Consider the following 17,783-nt stretch of genomic DNA (forward strand, 5'->3'; position numbering starts at 1 on the left):
GAAAGCGCCTGTCTGATGGTCGACCACCTCCTGGTCCAGGTCGCGCACCTAGTTAGTTATAGGGGGCGACCGTAACGAATCACCTTACCCAAACGTGCAGGACTGCAGATCGCCATGAAATCACCATCGGCCCCTTTGGCCACGTGCCCACGGCCGTAAGCAGCATGATTGAGGACGAAATTACTCTCATCTTGACCGATGGCGACGACAAATTTGGAGGAGATGGTGCGCGGTTCACTCGGGCAACAGGCCGGCCGATATGGCGCAATCTGACCGAGATCCCGCAGTGATAGTGGGGAGCGCCCCACTACGTCTTGGCTGACGTGCGGAATTTTCCGCATTCTCCGCGGCCACAGCTAAAGATCGAGATAACTCACGTGCGCCTCCCCGGCCGTCACTTGGAGGTGAACGCCGACGACGCTCGCAATGGCAATGGAGATTTCCTCATCCATCTGCTCAACTATGATGGCGACCGACTTGTCGATTTCGATCTCGGCAATAGGTCGAATTGTAACATCCTGTTCATTCGCCATCACGACACGGCCTCCATCTGTGATTGGTTCGGCTGGGGGTGGAGCGGCGAGACCCTATCCGTAAAATCCAATCAAAAGACGGATAGCAAAGAACGCCCCCGCGGCTACCGCTGCCGTCATGGCTATCGCGAAAGCAATTCTAGCGGCTTGGATGGCGGCCCCCTTGGCGTTGATCTCGTCGTCGGCAATCTTGGTAGGCAGATTGGCGTCATGTTGCTGCAGCGCCGCCCTGATTAGAGCGACAGTCTTCTGGCGTCACCCTGTGACACACTCAGCGCTGTCGCAAAGAGCATTCGAATCGTTAGCCTATGAAATACAAGCTTCGTTCCGATGTTGTCATCCACATACGTCCCCTGAAGTCTTGACGTGATTCAGTTCCCTTACGAGTGACGGTCGCGAGAGCATTATTGCCGAAGGCGAGCTGCGACACACCTACCAGGATAGTGGGGGTCCTATGAAGTTTACCGGCCTTGCTGTGACGCTCCGGCGCAGTCCTGCCTTTTGACAAACTGAAGGAACACACTGGCAGAGCAATTTGCCTTTACACGATCCTCTTTACACACGTCTCCACCTCGGCCACTTACAGCGCTTTCTGCGGCGCGGTCACAGGCCCGCCATGGTCGTTGCACTACTGCCGCCATCTCCATAGTTGAGCCAACGGTGCCGTTCAAGGCCCGGCAAGTTACGCGTTCAACCGCCAAACTGCGATCGGCCACAACGGTAGTTGTCCGGGATTCCCTCAACCTGAGGACAGCTCTAACATAGCTATCGTGTTGAATTTCGGAACCATTTGGGAAGCGCAAACAAGAAAAAAGGAGAATGACAGATGAGCCTGGAGCGCCAGTACCGAGAGTTAGAGGATTTGCGAGAAAGGGTCCGTCAATGGGAACGGAAGAACTCGTGCCGGCGGTCGCTCGAAAGGCAGTCGGTGTGTCAAGAGGTTCTTCTCTCAATTCCGGGACACATCACCTCCGAGCCATGCCTGGTGCGTGATCTCTCCAATAGAGGTGCTGGCATTCAGCTTAATGGACTCACGCTTCTGCCGACCGAGTTTTCGCTTTCTTTCGATGGGTTTCGCACCACCTCTCCTTGTCGCCTCATCTGGCGACAAGGAGACTTCATCGGGGTGGCTTTCCACGACACGGGCCGTTACTCAGCCGTCGTTGAGCCAAATACGAGGCCTGTTTTGCCGCACAATTGCACAAGGAGTTGAAACTCACACGGACAACCTCGCGCACTAGCACCTTGCGTCAGCTCCCCGCACCGAGAAAATGAGTAGTTGCTAAATCGCGTAAATTGAGATGAAGACGGCCCCTGGCTGGAGGCAAAGCCCCAGAGGCCGGCTATGCCAAAGACTGTTCGTGAACAGCTCGACGAAGTGGAGCGAGATATCACACTTTACAATGAATTCGCCGAGGCTGAGAAAGCTCGCTTCAAACTTGAGTGTTTCCTTTGGACAGCGGAAGAACGCATCGAATGGCAGGAGACGCAGCGTTCGATAGCCGAGCACCTCAGGGAGCTCCACGACAAGCGCACGGCTCTGCTTGACGAGCTTGAAGGATGACTTCGTAACCGACGCACAGATCGAACGTGCGCGACGTTGCTTGGTCTCAAACGAGACTGCCGAAACCGAACGACCGCGCGCTTATACCGATTGAAGTGGTATCGGCGTACGTCTCGCGGAGGCTGGTAACGAAGCCACGAGCCGGAGGACAACTTGGCTCGGCGTACTGCGGATGATATCCGGAATGCTTCTCTTCTCAAGCACGAGCCGCTCGCTTCGGCACGCGGTCAGATTACGCTAATGAGGCGCACTGTGCAGGGATACCTTACGACGTTACGATGGAAGAGTTCCAGGCGCTGTTATAGCCGAATTGCCACACGTACAAACGTTCCGCGCGCCTGCACTTACTTTGGCGCTGCCTTAGACGAACATTGGACTACGATGACGGCTTCCCTTGGAATGGGACGGTCATAATGCGGTACAGAGTGTTCGTGGTGGACAGCAGCCGGCGAGTGATCTGCGCCGCGAAGCTCGACTGCATCGACGAGCAGGCTGCGAGATGTCGAGCCGAGCAAATGTGTGGGGAGCACGACGTTGAGCTTTGGGAAGGGGATCGGCTTGTCGCTGTCTTTCGAAGCGCAACGTCGAATGAAAATCAAAGCGACCGCTTATCCTGATTAGAGGGCCAGCCTCGCCGCCGAACTAACGCGGATACTCATTTAAAGGTTCACTGGGCTGTAAATAGGGGATGAGAGCTTCGGAGATGCGAACAGAGCCGCATTCGCGCGGCTCATCTTCTTTATTCACCTTCGGCGTCGGCGTCTGCTTCCGTTTCATCGATATCTTCAGCCCCTTGCTCTTGTTCTTGCTCTCCTTCACGCTCTTCGTCTTTGTCCCGCTCATCTTCGTCAGCTTCTTCCTCCCGATAGTCAAAATCGAGCTCTTTGTAGTCGATCTCGCATCGGCCTGTTTCTTCTGCTTCTAAGAGACCGCCGCAATCCGTGCACCGTTGCGCGAAGAACACGCGCTCCTCATCGACGAACGATTGTCGGCACTCTGGACACCAGAGAAAGTCAGACATTCTGCGGCTCCTTCTTCTGACGCGGCCTCCTCGCTTTCTGGAGAGCCGCGCTTTCCTGCGCAATTTGCTCCTTGAGCGCCTTCAGCTCGCTGTCGATAGCTGTCTTGTGTGCAAGCAATTCAGTTATACGCTGTAGTCTGTCCATTACTCTGCTCCTATGTCGAGAGTTTTGCCACCGCATTGCAGCCATTGCCGGTTGAACGCCCAACCGCGATCATCAGGCTGCGGCGTGTCGCCTGTGATTGTGGGAAAGACACTGAAAGCGAAGCGATCGAGATGAGGCCCCCCAGTGGAAGCCAAGAGTTCCCTCATGCTTTCAAGACGTGCCATCGTGGTCGTCGTGAACAAGACGGTCAGATTGGGAAACCCGAGATGCGTTCGATAGACGCCGCTCTCCAGCACATTGCGGTACGCGATCAACTTCCGCTCAATGGTCTGCCGGTCCTTGTCGCTCCACTTGAGCTGCTCGGTTCTGAGATCGACTTCGAGCACAAAGAAACGATAATGGCCGTTCAGGTATTCGATGGCGAAGGGGCGACCATCGGGTGTCAGCCGGTAGTCGCACTGCTTTCCCCGATGAGCGAAGGCGACTGGAAGACTATGATCTCCGCTCTCTTTGACTCCATTCGGCGTGCACGGGCTCTGGAGAATTTCTGAGAAGGGCACAAGGCGCTCTCTCGCGCCGATCTCGAAAGACGCCATCACCTGGCTCTCTGTCAGAGTATGCAGGAAGTGGCTCGAAGAGTCGCGGAGAAGCGGTTCGAAACCGATCTCGTTGAGCTTTGAGACGCCCCTTGGGGTGAGATGGAAAGCTTGGGCGCAGGATTGGTAGAGGCGCGGACTATCGAGTTGCGTCCTATGAACGGCAATCATCTTGTGCGGAACGCGCTTCAGCAGACTGAGCCGCGCGATAACCGCGCCATAGGATCGCCTCGTAAGCGCTGCAATATCCTGCGCCGTGAGGACCGTGTAGCGGCCAAGGCACTTTAAGATCTCAATATCGCCAGGAACGTTCGGGCGTATCGAGACAAGCTCGCCGCCGCGCGTCACAGGTTTCGTTGTCCAGCGTGAATTCATAGCGCGGAAGATAAATCCGCGCGGAGCGGCTGATAAGTCGGCAGCTATGTGGGTCGTTGAGGTATCGTAGCACGCAGTGGAAGATCATGTACCAACCGCTGCGCGCAAAATTATTTGCGCTTCCACGGTGCCGGTTTGCTTGGATCAAGAACCTCAGCGGATGCAATGTGCTGTCCGGAACCTTGTGAAATCACTGCGCTCGGCGGCCCTTGCTTTTGTACAATGGGCTCATTTACATCGGCGCCGCCAAGCGTCGCGCGCCAATCGTGCTTCGGCGCAGCGAACGCAGCAGCCCCGTCGAAGGCAAGGGGACTATCCTGCAACATCCGCTTGTTGCGCTCACGCAGCGCATGATACTCGGCATCGCTTATCTTTGGCCACTCGTCGATCCATCCGAGTTGCGTGTCGTGGATGAAGGGGTGCTCGAGAGGAGGATGCATACCTCTTACGAAGCAGGCGAAGTACGCGTCACTTTCACTCTTGTGCACGTGCTTCAAGAAGTCAGGACTGCAACGGAGATCGCGCGCCATATAGTTCAAATCTTGCGCCTCAGGACTCGAGGCGTATTTTATGCTGGTGTTCGTTGAGATCGCGTTGCGGGTCGCCTCGTCAAGCTCATCACAATACATATTCTGATGAGCAACAATCGCTCCACCGTTGTACTCGCGGAGCAGGCGGAACAACTGAGGTGTCTTTTCCGAATCAGCGAACTCTTGAAATTCGTCGATCATGACGTAGACCGGATGCTTATCGTTGCGAGACTGGATGGCGTCTTGTGCCAGAGAAAGGATGTAGCGACCCAGAGTCTGATGGGCCTCTTTGAGCTGAGACAGGCGGGTATTTACGAGCACAATTTTTCGATCTCGAATACATTTGCCCAAGTCAAGTTTCCGCGTAGCGGCATTAAACATCACAGCCAGGGTCTCGTTTCCGGCAATACCGTAAATGCGAGACTTGATCTCCTCGCGCGTGGAGGCGTAGTTGGCGGAATAGAAATCACTCTCGAAAAATCGTCTAGGTATCGATGGGAGCTTTTTGATCACGGTTTCAAATAGCGGATTGGGCGGCTTCCTGTTTATCCGGTCATCGAGCAAATCGAGCAAGGTTTCGAGGTTTGCGCCGGGAAGCGAAAAGAGCATTCGGGCACAGAACTGAAAACAGGCGGCCTGTTTTCCAGTCAGCTTTTGCTTCGTGGTCGAGAATATGTAGCTGAAATCTGACACGAGCTGGGCCGGGTCTCGTCCGTCTGTTGCAAACAGATTGAGAGCAGGTGCATCAGCAGGGTCTACGATGACAACCCTGTCACTGAACGTTTTTAATCGCGCCAGGCGCTCGACCATCAAGCCCTTGGGGTCAACGACGATGTAAGCCGGAGGGTTCGAGTTTTCGACGAAGTCTTTGAGAAGATTATTTTGAAGGAGAGTGGTCTTGCCGCTTCCACTTGGGCCGAGAACGTGGGTATGCTCGTAGCGGATGTGCTGAGGTATCTCTTTAGGACTTAGCATCTCCTTCACAGCTTGCTGTTGCGCCATTTCTATTTCCAGTTCTCGCTGCCGTTTTTCTTCTCTTTCTTTCTCCTCCTTGGCAAGTTTGATGATCTGATCTTGGCGCTTGGCGGCCTCCGCCTCATTTTTCTTGTTTTCCTCATCGATCTGGTGCATCCACTCGGCGTACAGCCGGTTATGAAGTTCAAGTTCCGCACCTGTTATTTCCGATTGTTTTCTGGTGAGGAACGCATCGAGCGCCTTTTCGCGCTCCGGTTGGACAAAATCACGCTCGCTCATCCAGGCCGTTTTGCTGAAGAGTGAGCCCAAGAGTCCGAAACCAGGACGAGCCTTCACGTAATATTCGACGGTCGCGTTCTCGACGTGCTCTTTGTAATCATCATCGTCTTCGGCCTGTCTATCGAAATCGTAGCGAGGCTCGAGAAATTTGCGGACCGCTTTTTTATAGCACTCAACAGAGCAGAACCAGTAAGGCATTCCCATGAATTTGCCGTCGGGGTCTAGTGATCCACTCGCTAAGGACTCGGGAGGCGGCTCAAGATCGTACGAACGATGGCGGTTGCCGCACTGAATGCACTTATCTCGACTTGCCGCCATCGACCCTCTTCCCCTTGATGAGAGTACGGAAGAACTCTCTCCTCTTCGCTTCTGCATGGGCCCGAATAAGGGGAATGGACTGCAACCACATCAATGCGCCGACGATGAGCACGACCCAATGAGTCGGATACTGAGGTCTGCCATGCATCCATTCGCCAGTTGTGAGTATGAAGCCGAAAAGAGTGACAAAGAAGCCGACAAACGCGATAAGCAGACGGAGTAGGTCCATGGTGATCCTCCCGAGAGGAGGCGACCAGTGTTAGGCCAGTGTTGGACGCTGACCGCCTCTGATCGCCCGCTCCTCTTACTTCGGAGCGTCGGATCTGGCCTTCGCGCATCTCTCCAAATATTCAAAAACCTCATGCGACCACCAGACGCGTGGGGAACCGCGATAGATCGAGAGCTTGAAACTCTTCGGAAATCTCTTCGCCTTCTCCAGGCGGTCAAGGTGAGTACGACTATAAGGAATTCCAAAATCTGAACGCAGACGTTTGAATGTGACCACTGATTTCTCAGACATCGCTTAGACTCCGTGTTGGAGCCGTCGCGACGGCTGTTAGTCAGCCGACGGGTGACGTATACCACAGGTTGAGATCTTGGGGATTCTATTATTAGGTAATTAAGGCTGACCAAATGGTCGAGCATGGCGCGGGCATGAACCCAGGATGTGTCGTTACACTCGCAAGTACGCGATGAAATCAGGCCGGCCCGGACTGTGCGGACAGCGCTTCAGCGCGCACGCGCCGAAACGCGTTTCGAACGAGATTTCCAGGCGAAGCCTCCGCCTCCCTTCTCGAAAAGCCTGATCAGTCTCACATCGTCTGACGACGGACAGTCCGTTCTGAGCAGGATTGAACTGCTCCTTTTCAGCTCATCGGTTCGTTTCCACAGTAAATACGAAGGAATAATCGGACGCGTAGTCCGGATTATCAGTTGCCCCTGTCCACCCTTTTGGCGGCGCGACCAGCACGCGGCGCACCCGGCGGCCGGCAAGTTGAGCGGTTATTTGCTGCGATGGATTGCCTATCCTGGCGGATTGATGGCAATCCATGCATGACTTCTGGGTCTGCAAGTAGGTCTCAAGTGTGGTGTTGGCGACGATGTGACTGGCGCTCGATGGCGTGATGTCGCCGGTCGAGAGCGGTACAGTGCTCTGCGGCGGTACCGGCTGCGGGCTGTTCGGCCATTGCACGTCGATCAGGCGGTAATAGTTGAACACCGAATCCGCCGGCAGGATGCTCCAAGCATAATCAGTGACGGAATTCGCCTGCGAGTCCACAGGCGTGATGCGAGTGATCTGCATCGGCGCCGAATAAGGAATGCAGTCTGGCGTCGGCGGCTTGCCAATGGGACACGCATCGCCCGGCGGGGTGTTGGGCCTGCAGCGATAATAGATGTCGGTCTGCGGATTGCAGTTCGGATTGAAGAACGTATAGCCCGGAGATGGCTTCTGGTTGGGATTGCGCGGCAAGGTTGGCGCGACCGGATTGCCGTTGTTGTCATCGGGATCATTGTCAATCTGCTCGAAGGTCGCCCAGACGAACTGGTTGGCGCCCGGTACCTTGTGGATGATGTGCAGGCCAACAAGGCCCATGGTCGCCTGAACAGGCTTGCCGCCAGGCAGGGTGTATTCGGCGAGCGCGGTCTTGTAACGGTAGTTGAGCGAACCGTCCGACGGCAGCGCCACCCAGGCGGCCTTGATCTCGATGGCGCCGACGCCTTGGCCATAGGTGGTGACATTGCCCTTGCAGTCGACGTCTGTGTTGCCTTGGGCATTGCCGGCTGGCAGATTGAAGCCGCCGCGTCCGTTCTGGCCCTGCTGCGAGGCGCAGGCGCGCTGGCCGGCGAATGTGGTAAGATCCGAATCGTCAAACACATTGGTGGTGATGTAGGCGTATTCGTCCTCATTCAACAGGATCTCATAGAATGCCGGAACGCCGCGCTGGTCAGAGATCCATTTGCCATTGCCAGCCTGGCCGATGTTATCGAGCACAGCGTCTCCGAGCTTCGACACATTGAACAGCGTTTTCGTTGATGGACGCCTGTCCTGCCAAGCCGATTTGGCGCGCGCGGCCGATTGCGTGAACGCCTGGGTCGCCGAGAGGAAGCTCTCCCAAACCGTCGCCGAGGTGTCGCCCGGCATGCCGAAGCTCGACCACTGGGTATTCGAATCCGGCGTTCCCGGATCGTTCCGGTCGGCCTTCCAGTTGAGGTAAATGAACTCCTGCCAGGCGAAGCAGTCTGCTGCGATCTGGTTCTTCGAGGCGGCGCTGAAATAAGTTGGCAATATCGCCTTCGGCTGCACCTGGGTCACGCCGATGGCACCGCACGGATTGGTGTCGGTCGGCTGCGCCAGCGCGGGGCCGCCGCGCGCGAATGCGAACAGAGCGGCGGCGAGGACGAGTGTCGGCGAGCAGTAAGCCATGGCCCTAGTCCGTGATGTAGACCGCGGCCGGAAGAGCCAGTACGGTATTGCTGGTGGTCTGGGTGATCTGGATGCCGCGCAGCCCAATGGTGGCGCCGCTCGGGACCCTTACGGCGACAGCAAGTGCCGTGTAATTGCCTGGATAGGAATTGCCCGGCACCGCGTAGAAGGTTGGCGTCGCGCTTTGAAGGGTAACCGCAATGCTTGGATCCGGCCCCGAGCCGTCGGCAAGCTGGACCTGTACCGAGACCGGCTCGCTGGTTGGATTGCAGGTCAGCACGAGGTTCTGTGCCGAACCGTCGGCCGGCAGCCAGGGCGCGATGAAGGTGCTATTGCTTGCGAGCGGCATCTTGGCGCCGGTCGGACATGGTTCATTGACCTCGCTCATGGCGTCCCATAAGACCGCCCACACGCATTGCAGTGGCGCGCCGGGCGTCGGTGTCGTGCTGGAGCAATCGGCGAGTGGCGCAGCCCGGTCCGCCGACAGCGGCCGCGCGAACAAGCCGACCTTAAACTGGTTCGCAATTTGACCGGCCCATTGGATCGGCTGACCGTTAATCAGCATGTCGGCCAGCGTTAGATTCGGATTCATGGCGAGCCAGCTCCCTGGAATCTGCACGGCCGCATGCAGGACCATGTTGCCGCGGAACGGTGCCCCACTGATCGGATCGTTGACCTCGGCAGAACCGCGCAGAATCTGGTAGACGTCGATCGGTTTGGCGTCGCCGGGCACGTCGACGCCGACCTTGATGTTGGGCCCGAAGGCGAATCTCGACGAATCCGGTACCTGGATATAGAGCCCGACCGGATTGGCGAGGCAGGCGCGCAGTGGAATGCCAGCATATTGCCCGCCCACCACCTGATTGACCGTCTGGCCGATGGTTGGATCGCTGTGGCGATATGCTTGGCCGTAGTTGCCGCAGCAGATCAGCGCTTGGGAATCGCTGTTGCGGCTGGCCGGATCGTCCTGAAACTGGGGCGGCACGTATTGCACCGTGGCGGCGCCGGCGAGGCCGAGTTCGGTCTGCAAGGTATTCGGCGTGCTGGTGAGATGCATAACCCCGCCATACGGATCGGCGCCGCCGCGCGTTGCAATCGGCCCCGAATTCCACTTGTTGAGCGGATTGTAAGCGCGCTTGCCAGTGTCGGGATCAATCACGGGATTGCCACTCGAATCCATCAGGGTAAGGTCGTCGAGGGCGACCTTGATCTGGTTTACGAATGGCGCCCCGTGGTTGAGCGTCTGTTCGTAGAGCTCGCGGACCCGTTCTTGCGACACCTTCCACATCGTATTCCAGTATTCAGGGTTCTCGCAGGCAAAATCGACGCGGATGAGATTGCCGTCGCTGTCGCGCACCGTCGACCATTCGCAATACTCGTCGAGCCAGCCGCGCGGGCCGTAGGGCCCGAACGTCTTTAGCGTTCCGCTCCAATCGGCCTGCGGACAGAGCATCGCCGGAATGTTCTCGAAAGTTTTCCGACCGGTATCGTAATAGCCGGTGTCGGCCAGTTCATAAACCTGGGTCTGGAGGAGATTGTATGGGTTCGGTGGACTGACCGGCGGCGTCGCGGAATAGTACTGGTCAAGTCGGCCCGGAAACGCCACCCATTCGACTAACACTGCCTGCGTGCCCAAAGGGACATCAGTGTAGAGTGGATTGTAGAAGTAGTAGGCCGGGTCAGGAGTCGCCTGCTGAATCCAGCCGTTGACGTTGATGGTCCAACGATGGCTGAGGTCGGCATATTCGGGACTATTCGGTGGAAAGTCCTCGATGAAGGCTGGAAGTCCGAACGTGGTGATCTCCATAACCTGATCTCCTCCGCGGTCCGCCGCGACGGTTTGTATCGCATTCGCAGGTAATAGTGTGTGCGTGTCGCGTTTTGCGTCGCCTCGTCCGCCCGTGTTTTATAACGTAGCTCCAGGCAGTGAATATTCCTCAGTTCTCTCTGAAGCGAGTGCCGACGACAAACCTCTTTATCTTCTAAGCTGCTTCGCTGGCCCTGACCAGATTGGGCCCGCCATTATGATGGCCTCTAAGGTTCTCCGATTCGAAAATACGTTTTGCGTATCGCGGCAACTCGAGGATCCGTAGTTTCCTACGGGACGTTGAGACGTTGATTGCTGACGCACATTTGGCTACTACCAATACCGGGAGGCACTGGTCCGCCTCTACCTCCGAATGCCAGGGGCTTCACAAGGATCAGCAACTTGGTGCGGCTCGGCGCATTGGCCGGAGGAAGCGATTGCTGTTATCGAAAGCCAGCGTACCTGTTCGTCGAGATTTAGTGGCGAGAGCGTACCGATTGCACGTTCGTCCCGTTGAACAAGCTTCTGTGAGATCGGTACGCCGTCAATGTGTTCGTCGACCTAATGATGGACACAGAAGGTTCTCCCAAACTTTGAAACGAGGCCTGTCCGCCCGGATCTCCTAGGTCTCGCTAACTAACCGCTTCAGGTGAGCCTCGAGTTTCTGCAGTGCCGCTCTCTTCTCGGGTAGATAGTCATACCTGTCGTAAATTTCGTCGAGATCAGTTTTGCCTCCGCCGGTTACGTGGTTGAGCATGATCTCGGCGATTTCACGCGAAATCCCTAGGCGGGCAAGGGTCGAGCGGAAGGTACGGCGAAGATCTCGCACTTGCCATCCAGTTACGCCGGATTGCTTATCGAGTTCTTTCTTCAGCTTGCCCCACGAGCCATCGTTGAAGTGTGTACCCTTGATGTGACCAGGGAAGTAGTAGTCGGTATTCTTGTCTCGCCAATTGTCGCCCATCTTTTGTTGCCGATCGACGATCGCACGCGCCATTGGAAGGATCGGAATTGCGTGGGCGCGTCCGTTCTTTGTGAAGTCACCAGGGATCGTGATCACACGTCCTTCGCGCCATGCCCGTTGCAGCCGCCCGATTTCGCCGTTCCGGCACCCCCACAACATGACGAGGCGGATCATGTCGCCGAAGAAACCCTCACATGCCTGCCAGATTTTCCTCAGCTCGTCGTCGCTCAGAATGCGGCTGCGTTTCTTGTCTTTCCCCGGAGCCGGATAGCCTTCAAGCGGACTGCGCTTGATGTAGCGGTGGGGAGGTTTCGTGCACCATCGAAGCATCGTGCGGAGTGCGCGGAATGCGTGAAGCTGCTCACTGGGTACATCCGCGAGCTTGCCGAATTCTCGCTCAATCGCCGCATCGTTGAGGTCAGCGAGCGTACATCTGAAGTTCAGCCGGTTGAGGAGACGAAGGGTCTCAGATTTGGTGCGCTCGGCTTTGCCCCTGTAGTTTTCCTTGATGAACACAAGCTTCGCTTGTTCGAACTCAATGCTGATTTCCTTCTCCCCGACGGGGGTGCCGAGAGCCACAAAAGCACGGCGGCGCGCCTCTGCGAGCTTCAGATCAGGATAGTAACCCAGCCGAATTTTGGTGCGGTTGGGCTCTTTGAGGACGATCCACGTCTTTCGGCGCTTGCCGACGCGCAAGCCAAACGCTGGCGTCTTTCGGTCCATGTACAGACCGGGCTTCAGTGACTGAACGGTGAGATCTGTGAGTCCAAGAATTGGCACGATTTGGCACGCCTTTCACGTGGATTGAGGCGGATATCCATGCCGAAGTATATGATGGTCGAGTTGCAGAAACCACTGCAAAACAAGGCGTTTCCGGACACTATGTGGAATGGTGGAGAGGCTTCACAAAAGATTGGGAAGCTGCCGTTCTACCATTGAACTACGCCCGCGGATGCGCTGCTTCGCGCCCATCCTGATTAGCCGAGACGGCGCATTCCGCCAAGCGCTTTGGCGTGGCGCACCCGACGCTGCTTAACTTTCTGGTAAGATTCCACGTGCGCCGGATTGTGGCGGTGGTATGATTGCGGGTCTGGGGAAGAACGTGCACTGAGTGGGGCGTGTGCATGGTGGGGCGTGCTTACGCGATATTCGATACGGCGATCGGCCGCTGCGGCATCGTCTGGAGCAGCACCGGCGTCGTGGCCGTGCAATTGCCGGAGGCGCGGGAGATCGACACCCGCCGCCGGATTTTTGCGGTGCATCCCGAGGCACGCGAGCAGCGGCCGTCCGAGAACGCCGAGCTTGCGATCGAGGGCATCACGGTGCTGCTGCAAGGCAGCGACCCTGACTTCTCCGAGGTCAGCCTGGATGCCGGCGGCGTGCCCGGCTTCAACCGGCGCGTCTATGAATACACCTGCACGATCCCGCGCGGGGAGACGCGAACCTATCACGAGATCGCCAAGGCGCTCGGCGCCTCCGGTGCCGCGCATTCGGTCGCACAGGCGATCGCCAAAAATCCCTACATGCTGATCGTGCCCTGTCACCGGGTGCTTGAGGCCGGCAATTACACAGACAGGCTGTCGCCCTATGGCGGCGTCATCTCCAAACGGCGGCTGCTGGCGCTCGAAGGCGCCCATCCGATCGCGAGCAAGACGCTATTCGAGGTGCTGCTGCCGGTTGCTCCGCCGCGTCCTCCCACCTAAGGCGCGGTCTTGACCGCACCTCAGCTTGATTTTTTGGGCATGATCTTATCGGACCGCCGCTACACACTTGTCCGGATCATGCCTAGATAGGCGGGATGGACGCGAACACGCTGCTGACGACAGGCTCGATGACGGTCTCCGAGTTTCGCTGCGATGCGGGACCGGACGATACGCCGTTTGCGGAGTGCCGCACCGGGCACTCCATTGCCTATGTCCGCTCCGGCAGTTTTGGGTGCCATTGCCGCGCCGGCTTCTTCGAGTTGGTGGCGGGCTCGATGCTGGTCGGCGCTCCCGGCGAGGAATACACCTGCACGCATGAGCACGTCTCCGGCGACGTCTGCCTGTCCTTCTTCCTAAGTGAGGACCTGGTCGACGGCATCGGAGGGCGCCGCGAGGTGTGGCAACTCGGCGCGACGCCGCCGCTGCCCGAGCTGATGGTGCTTGGCGAGCTCGCCCAGACGGCAGCAGATGGCAACAGCGATCTCGGCCTCGACGAAATCGGTCACATCCTGGCCGCTCGTTTTGTCGACGTTGCCTCTGGCAAAACGCGCAAGCAGACCCTGCCGACTGCGCGCGACCGCCGGCGCGCGGTGGAAGCTGCGCTGTGGATCGACGACAATTCGCAAGGAGACGTAGATCTGGAGCAGGCTGCGCGGCAGGTCGGCCTCAGCCCGTTCCATTTCCTGCGACTGTTCTCGAGCGTGCTCGGCGTCACCCCGCATCAATATCTGGTACGCTCGCGGTTACGGCACGCCGCGCGATTGCTCACAGACGAGGACATCGCAGTCACCGACGTCGCCTACGACGTCGGCTTTGGCGACCTCTCCAATTTCGTCCGCACCTTCCATCGCGCCGCGGGCGTGTCGCCCAGCAAGTTTCGCCAGGCCTCGAAGGGCGAGCGCAAGATTCTCCAAGAGCAGCTTGCCCTCAACTGACTAGGGTCGTCTCCGGCGCGCGCCAGTTGCGGCGCGCTTTTCGCAATGGAGACGAACATGTACGACCACATCGGACTTCGCGTTGCCGATCTCGACGCCGCGACGCGCTTCTACGGCGCCGTGCTGGCGCCGCTCGGTTACGTCCTTTGCTCCAGCGGCGACGGCTATGCCGGCTTCGGGCCGAAGGGCGAGCCGGCGCTGTGGCTGCACCTGAACAAGGGTCGCAAAGCCGACGGCGCCCACATCGCGTTCCGCGCCAAGGACCATGATGCGGTGAAGGCGTTTCACAGCGAAGGCCTGAAGAGCGGCGGCCGCGACAATGGCGGCGCCGGCCCGCGCAAGGATTACAGCCCAACCTATTATGCGGCGTTCCTGATCGATCCCGACGGCAACAATGTCGAGGCGGTTTGTAGCTGATCGCTCTCCTCGTCATTGCGAGGAGCTCTTGCGACGAAGCAATCCAGGCTGCCTTCGCAGAGATATTTCTGGATTGCTTCGCTCCGCTCGCAATGACGGCGTGTGTGGCAACCACCGAACATCATCAAGGACACCTTCATGGCCTCCATCCACAACGACATCCCCCTCCCCGCCTCCGCACACGACGTCTGGGACGCGGTGCGCGATTTCGGCGCGTTGCATCAGCGGCTGGTGCCGGGCTTCGTCACCGCCTGCACGCGCGACGGCGAAGCGCGCATCGTCACCTTCGCCAACGGTTCGGTGGCGCGCGAGGTGCTGGTCGATTGCGACGATGCGCGGCAGCGCCTCGTCTACGCCATCAACAATGAGCGGCTGGAGCACTACAGCGCCTCGGTGCAGGTGATTGCCGACGCTGAGACGCGGTGCCGCCTGCTCTGGACCATCGACATGCTGCCGAACGAGCTTGCACCCTATGTTCAGGGACAGACGAAGGAGGCCGTGGCCGCGATGCACCGGGCGTTTCCGGTGACGGCCGTCCTCGCCACAAGCATCGCTAGTCCACCGTCGAAAGAGCAGGCCTGATCGCAGGTTTTGTCTGGCGCGGTCCCCAGCGGGTCAGCACCACGCTCGAGCACGACAAGAGGCCGAGCACGACCATCGAGCTTGCGGCGAGCCAGAAGAAGCTCTGCGCGCTGGCGTCGTGGGTCGACAGCCACCAGCCGATCGCGGCGATGTAGATCAGCCGCGCGGTCTGCGCCAGCACCGGCCCGATCACCTTGGCAGCGCCCTGCGAGGAGAAGTACATCGTCGTGGCGAGGCCGAAGAAGGCGTAGAACGGCCCGACCGTCGAGAGATATTGATGGCTCGCCGCGCGCACGGCCTCGCTGTCGGTGAAGATGTTGACCCAGAGATCGGGGAAGATCGCAACGAGGCATGCTGGCGCGCCGACCGCCACGAAGGCGGCGGCGCTCGCGATCCAGGCGATGCGCCGAGCCCGCGCGATGCGGCCTGCGCCGATCGCCATCCCGACCATCGGCACACAGGCGATCCCGAACGAGAACGCGATCGAGGTCAGCAGGAATTCCAGCCGCGCGCCGATGCCGTAGCCGGCGAGGATCGCGGTGCCGAACTGCGCCAGCATGTGGGTGAAGATCGAGATCGTCAGCACCGATTGCAGCGGCGAGAAGCAGGCGATGGCGCCGACCTTGAGGATGTCGAAGAACATCGCCCATTGGATGCGCAAGCCGCGCAGCCTCAGCACGATTCCGGCGCGGCCGGAGAACAGGTACCAGCCCATGATGCCGATGTTCATGCAATAGGCGATCAACGCACCGGCGGCGACGCCGCGCATGCCGAACTGCGGCACCGGGCCAAGCCCGAGGCCGAGCGTGCCGCCGAGCACGATCTGCCAGGCCGCGGAGTTGAGAATGAGGAACGACGGCAGCTTCATGTTGCCGGTGCCGCGCAGGACGCCCGCCATGGTATTCAGCAGCCAGGGCAGCACCGCACCGCCGAAAAACACCTGGGTGTAGGCGATGGCGTGGCTCAGCACATTGCCGCGGCCGCCGAGCAATTCGAGAAGGCGCGGCCCGAAGATCAGCATGCCCAGCATGAAGACGAGACCGAAGCTGATGCCGATCATCAGCGCATGCATCGCGAGCGTGCCGGCGCGGTCGCGGTTGCCGGCGCCGAGCGCGCGGGCGATGGCGGATGCCACCGCGCCGCCCATGGCGCCGCCCGACATCGTCATGGTCAGGATCACGGTCGGAAACACCAGCGCCATCGCGGCCAGCGCCTCGACGCCGAGCCGACCGACATAGGAGGTCTCCGCGATCACCACACAGATGCCCGCCGAGAGCCCGATCACGTTGGGCCAGGCGAGGGAGAGCAGCGTGCGCAGGATCGGTCCATCCGTCAGCGCGCTCTTGATCGGCGGCGGAGGCGGCGGCAACGGACGCTCTTGTTCATCGACCGGGATTTCGGCGATGTCGGACATGTCCTCTCCCGGGCACGAGCGCCATTTGCGGCGCGGCAATGAACAGGTGTGCTAATCAAATTCTTCGCGCGCAGGGCGCGGCAGGGCTTGTTAGCACGGCGCGCGCCGATTCCTCCTGCGCAGGGTGCAGGCGTGCCCTGCGGCAGCGCATTTCGACGGGTGAAACTATTGGATCGTCCAGGCCAATGGCGAGCGGCCGCCCTTGGCCGGACGCATGTGCACGCCGATGTGCCGCCCGCACCCCGCAGCCAGCCCTTCGAACAATCCCTCCAGCACCTTGGCGCAAGCGGGGTGATGGTCGGCGACGTCGTCCATCAGCTTCCAGCTCTGCTGATTGATTTCGAACGTGCCTTCCGATTGCGTCATCTGGGCTGCATCGTCCTGCGCTGCGAACAGCGCGCCGAGAAACGACGCGAATTCACGCGCACCACCGCGGCTCATCGACAGCGCGGCTGCGACCTCCTCGAAGTACTGCATCCCGATCAGCTTGCCAGTGAGGCGCAGGAGATAGCCGGCATCCTCGGGCCCGAACAGCTGCACCATGACCGGCGCGGCGGTGCGGACATATTCCATCGCATAGTTGCGGTAGGCTTTTTCAAGTCGCGGCTTCGGCCAGCTCGCCACCGGCAGCTCCGGCGCGGTCTTCGCGTCGAACGGCGGCGCCTCGAGATGACGCGCAAACACCAGACGCTGGTCGAGCTCGAGCGGATGGTCGTATTGATGATAGTAGCCTTCGAGCCCGTCCTGACCGTCGACGCTCTGCTTGGTGCAGACGAAGCCCAGCCTGATATCGCCGAGCGCGACGCCGTTGTTGGCGTGCCAGCCGCGCAGCATCGCCCGCGAGACCTCGCCGGGCACGCCGCAGATCGCGGTGCCCTTCCAGATCCAGCGTGGCGGCGGATAGCGGATCCAGGCCTTGGTGTCGCTCTCATACATGTATTCGACGTGCACGCCGCCGATCCAGTTGGAGAAATAGTGATATTGCGCAGCCGCGACCGCCGGCGGCAGATGGCTGAGTCCGAGCTTTTCGAGCCCGGGCAGGAAGCGCTCCTGCTGCTGGCGGCGGAACACGCGGAAGACGAACTCGGCGGCATCCGCGGTCCCGCGGCGCGTGACCACGGTGAGGATCAGGCCGGTGAAGTAGGCGTGATAGAGATCCGCGACCGCGCGCCAGCGCTTCCATTGCGCTTCCTGCGCTGTGTCCGATGCAGCGGTCATGTTCGCTCCCGATCGTTATTT

At 59.2% G+C, this 17,783-nt stretch carries 16 protein-coding genes; 6 read left to right on the forward strand and 10 right to left on the reverse strand.

Annotated elements, in window-relative coordinates; all coding sequences use genetic code 11:
* Positions 1-404 precede the first annotated feature (404 nt).
* On the forward strand, positions 405-770 hold the full coding sequence (locus tag LPJ38_RS01915) for a hypothetical protein (RefSeq protein WP_158644809.1): 366 nt from the start codon (positions 405-407) through the stop codon (positions 768-770).
* Positions 771-1,878: 1,108 nt separating this feature from the next.
* Positions 1,879-2,097: a hypothetical protein gene (locus LPJ38_RS01920; RefSeq protein WP_145642121.1), complete on the forward strand. Its 219-nt coding sequence runs from the start codon at positions 1,879-1,881 to the stop codon at positions 2,095-2,097.
* A gap of 739 nt (positions 2,098-2,836) precedes the next feature.
* On the opposite strand, the gene LPJ38_RS01925 is transcribed toward LPJ38_RS01920, so the two are convergent.
* The 8 genes from LPJ38_RS01925 to LPJ38_RS01960 form a co-directional block, all read right to left on the reverse strand.
* Positions 2,837-3,118, reverse strand: a complete 282-nt coding sequence (locus LPJ38_RS01925; protein WP_145642126.1) for a hypothetical protein — start codon at positions 3,116-3,118, stop codon at positions 2,837-2,839.
* Positions 3,111-3,263, reverse strand: a complete 153-nt coding sequence (locus tag LPJ38_RS01930) for a hypothetical protein (RefSeq protein WP_158644810.1) — start codon at positions 3,261-3,263, stop codon at positions 3,111-3,113. The genes LPJ38_RS01925 and LPJ38_RS01930 overlap by 8 nt, the downstream gene beginning before the upstream one ends.
* Positions 3,263-4,195: a replication-relaxation family protein gene (locus LPJ38_RS01935; RefSeq protein ID WP_145642128.1), complete on the reverse strand. Its 933-nt coding sequence runs from the start codon at positions 4,193-4,195 to the stop codon at positions 3,263-3,265. Before LPJ38_RS01935 ends, LPJ38_RS01930 begins: the two co-directional genes overlap by 1 nt.
* Before the next feature lie 110 nt (positions 4,196-4,305).
* Positions 4,306-6,297, reverse strand: coding sequence for a type IV secretion system DNA-binding domain-containing protein (locus LPJ38_RS01940; RefSeq protein ID WP_158644811.1), 1,992 nt, complete (start codon positions 6,295-6,297; stop codon positions 4,306-4,308).
* A complete protein-coding gene (locus LPJ38_RS01945) occupies positions 6,278-6,526 on the reverse strand; it encodes a hypothetical protein (RefSeq protein WP_158644812.1) in 249 nt (82 codons plus the stop codon). The genes LPJ38_RS01940 and LPJ38_RS01945 overlap by 20 nt, the downstream gene beginning before the upstream one ends.
* A gap of 642 nt (positions 6,527-7,168) precedes the next feature.
* A complete protein-coding gene (locus tag LPJ38_RS01950; protein ID WP_208750636.1) occupies positions 7,169-8,722 on the reverse strand; it encodes a hypothetical protein in 1,554 nt (517 codons plus the stop codon).
* Positions 8,723-8,726: 4 nt separating this feature from the next.
* On the reverse strand, positions 8,727-10,529 hold the full coding sequence (locus tag LPJ38_RS01955) for a hypothetical protein (RefSeq protein WP_145642137.1): 1,803 nt from the start codon (positions 10,527-10,529) through the stop codon (positions 8,727-8,729).
* Positions 10,530-11,151: 622 nt separating this feature from the next.
* Positions 11,152-12,216 (reverse strand): tyrosine-type recombinase/integrase, encoded by a 1,065-nt coding sequence (locus LPJ38_RS01960; RefSeq protein WP_145642140.1) that lies wholly within the window; start codon positions 12,214-12,216, stop codon positions 11,152-11,154.
* A gap of 401 nt (positions 12,217-12,617) precedes the next feature.
* Here LPJ38_RS01960 and LPJ38_RS01965 point away from each other — a divergent pair, with 401 nt between their 5' ends.
* The 4 genes from LPJ38_RS01965 (at position 12,618) to LPJ38_RS01980 (ending at position 15,130) form a co-directional block, all read left to right on the forward strand.
* On the forward strand, positions 12,618-13,196 hold the full coding sequence (locus tag LPJ38_RS01965) for a methylated-DNA--[protein]-cysteine S-methyltransferase (protein WP_145642143.1): 579 nt from the start codon (positions 12,618-12,620) through the stop codon (positions 13,194-13,196).
* A 95-nt stretch (positions 13,197-13,291) separates the two neighbouring features.
* Positions 13,292-14,131: a helix-turn-helix transcriptional regulator gene (locus LPJ38_RS01970; protein WP_145642145.1), complete on the forward strand. Its 840-nt coding sequence runs from the start codon at positions 13,292-13,294 to the stop codon at positions 14,129-14,131.
* A gap of 57 nt (positions 14,132-14,188) precedes the next feature.
* Positions 14,189-14,548 (forward strand): VOC family protein, encoded by a 360-nt coding sequence (locus tag LPJ38_RS01975; RefSeq protein WP_167520774.1) that lies wholly within the window; start codon positions 14,189-14,191, stop codon positions 14,546-14,548.
* 138 nt (positions 14,549-14,686) lie between these two features.
* Positions 14,687-15,130 (forward strand): SRPBCC family protein, encoded by a 444-nt coding sequence (locus tag LPJ38_RS01980; RefSeq protein WP_145642151.1) that lies wholly within the window; start codon positions 14,687-14,689, stop codon positions 15,128-15,130.
* Here the strand turns inward: LPJ38_RS01980 and LPJ38_RS01985 are convergent.
* The gene (locus tag LPJ38_RS01985) at positions 15,102-16,544 is read right to left on the reverse strand and encodes an MATE family efflux transporter (protein ID WP_145642154.1); all 1,443 of its coding nucleotides are present in this window, start codon (positions 16,542-16,544) and stop codon (positions 15,102-15,104) included. The genes LPJ38_RS01980 and LPJ38_RS01985 overlap by 29 nt on opposite strands.
* Positions 16,545-16,709: 165 nt before the next feature.
* Positions 16,710-17,762: a hypothetical protein gene (locus LPJ38_RS01990; protein ID WP_145642156.1), complete on the reverse strand. Its 1,053-nt coding sequence runs from the start codon at positions 17,760-17,762 to the stop codon at positions 16,710-16,712.
* Between the last annotated feature and the right edge of the window lie 21 nt (positions 17,763-17,783).

Origin of the sequence: Bradyrhizobium daqingense, assembly GCF_021044685.1 — a bacterium.
GTDB classification, from domain to species: Bacteria; Pseudomonadota; Alphaproteobacteria; order Rhizobiales; family Xanthobacteraceae; genus Bradyrhizobium; species Bradyrhizobium daqingense.

Excerpts from the sequence above, each read along its gene's own strand:
- LPJ38_RS01920 (WP_145642121.1), top strand. The coding sequence starts at position 1,879 with ATGCCAAAGACTGTTCGTGAACAGCTCGACGAAGTGGAGCGAGATATC.
- LPJ38_RS01925 (WP_145642126.1), bottom strand. The coding sequence starts at position 3,118 with ATGTCTGACTTTCTCTGGTGTCCAGAGTGCCGACAATCGTTCGTCGAT.
- LPJ38_RS01930 (WP_158644810.1), bottom strand. The coding sequence starts at position 3,263 with ATGGACAGACTACAGCGTATAACTGAATTGCTTGCACACAAGACAGCT.
- LPJ38_RS01935 (WP_145642128.1), bottom strand. The coding sequence starts at position 4,195 with ATGAATTCACGCTGGACAACGAAACCTGTGACGCGCGGCGGCGAGCTT.
- LPJ38_RS01940 (WP_158644811.1), bottom strand. The coding sequence starts at position 6,297 with ATGGCGGCAAGTCGAGATAAGTGCATTCAGTGCGGCAACCGCCATCGT.
- LPJ38_RS01945 (WP_158644812.1), bottom strand. The coding sequence starts at position 6,526 with ATGGACCTACTCCGTCTGCTTATCGCGTTTGTCGGCTTCTTTGTCACT.
- LPJ38_RS01950 (WP_208750636.1), bottom strand. The coding sequence starts at position 8,722 with ATGGCTTACTGCTCGCCGACACTCGTCCTCGCCGCCGCTCTGTTCGCA.
- LPJ38_RS01955 (WP_145642137.1), bottom strand. The coding sequence starts at position 10,529 with ATGGAGATCACCACGTTCGGACTTCCAGCCTTCATCGAGGACTTTCCA.
- LPJ38_RS01960 (WP_145642140.1), bottom strand. The coding sequence starts at position 12,216 with ATGGACCGAAAGACGCCAGCGTTTGGCTTGCGCGTCGGCAAGCGCCGA.
- LPJ38_RS01965 (WP_145642143.1), top strand. The coding sequence starts at position 12,618 with ATGGTGGGGCGTGCTTACGCGATATTCGATACGGCGATCGGCCGCTGC.
- LPJ38_RS01970 (WP_145642145.1), top strand. The coding sequence starts at position 13,292 with ATGGACGCGAACACGCTGCTGACGACAGGCTCGATGACGGTCTCCGAG.
- LPJ38_RS01975 (WP_167520774.1), top strand. The coding sequence starts at position 14,189 with ATGTACGACCACATCGGACTTCGCGTTGCCGATCTCGACGCCGCGACG.
- LPJ38_RS01980 (WP_145642151.1), top strand. The coding sequence starts at position 14,687 with ATGGCCTCCATCCACAACGACATCCCCCTCCCCGCCTCCGCACACGAC.
- LPJ38_RS01985 (WP_145642154.1), bottom strand. The coding sequence starts at position 16,544 with ATGTCCGACATCGCCGAAATCCCGGTCGATGAACAAGAGCGTCCGTTG.
- LPJ38_RS01990 (WP_145642156.1), bottom strand. The coding sequence starts at position 17,762 with ATGACCGCTGCATCGGACACAGCGCAGGAAGCGCAATGGAAGCGCTGG.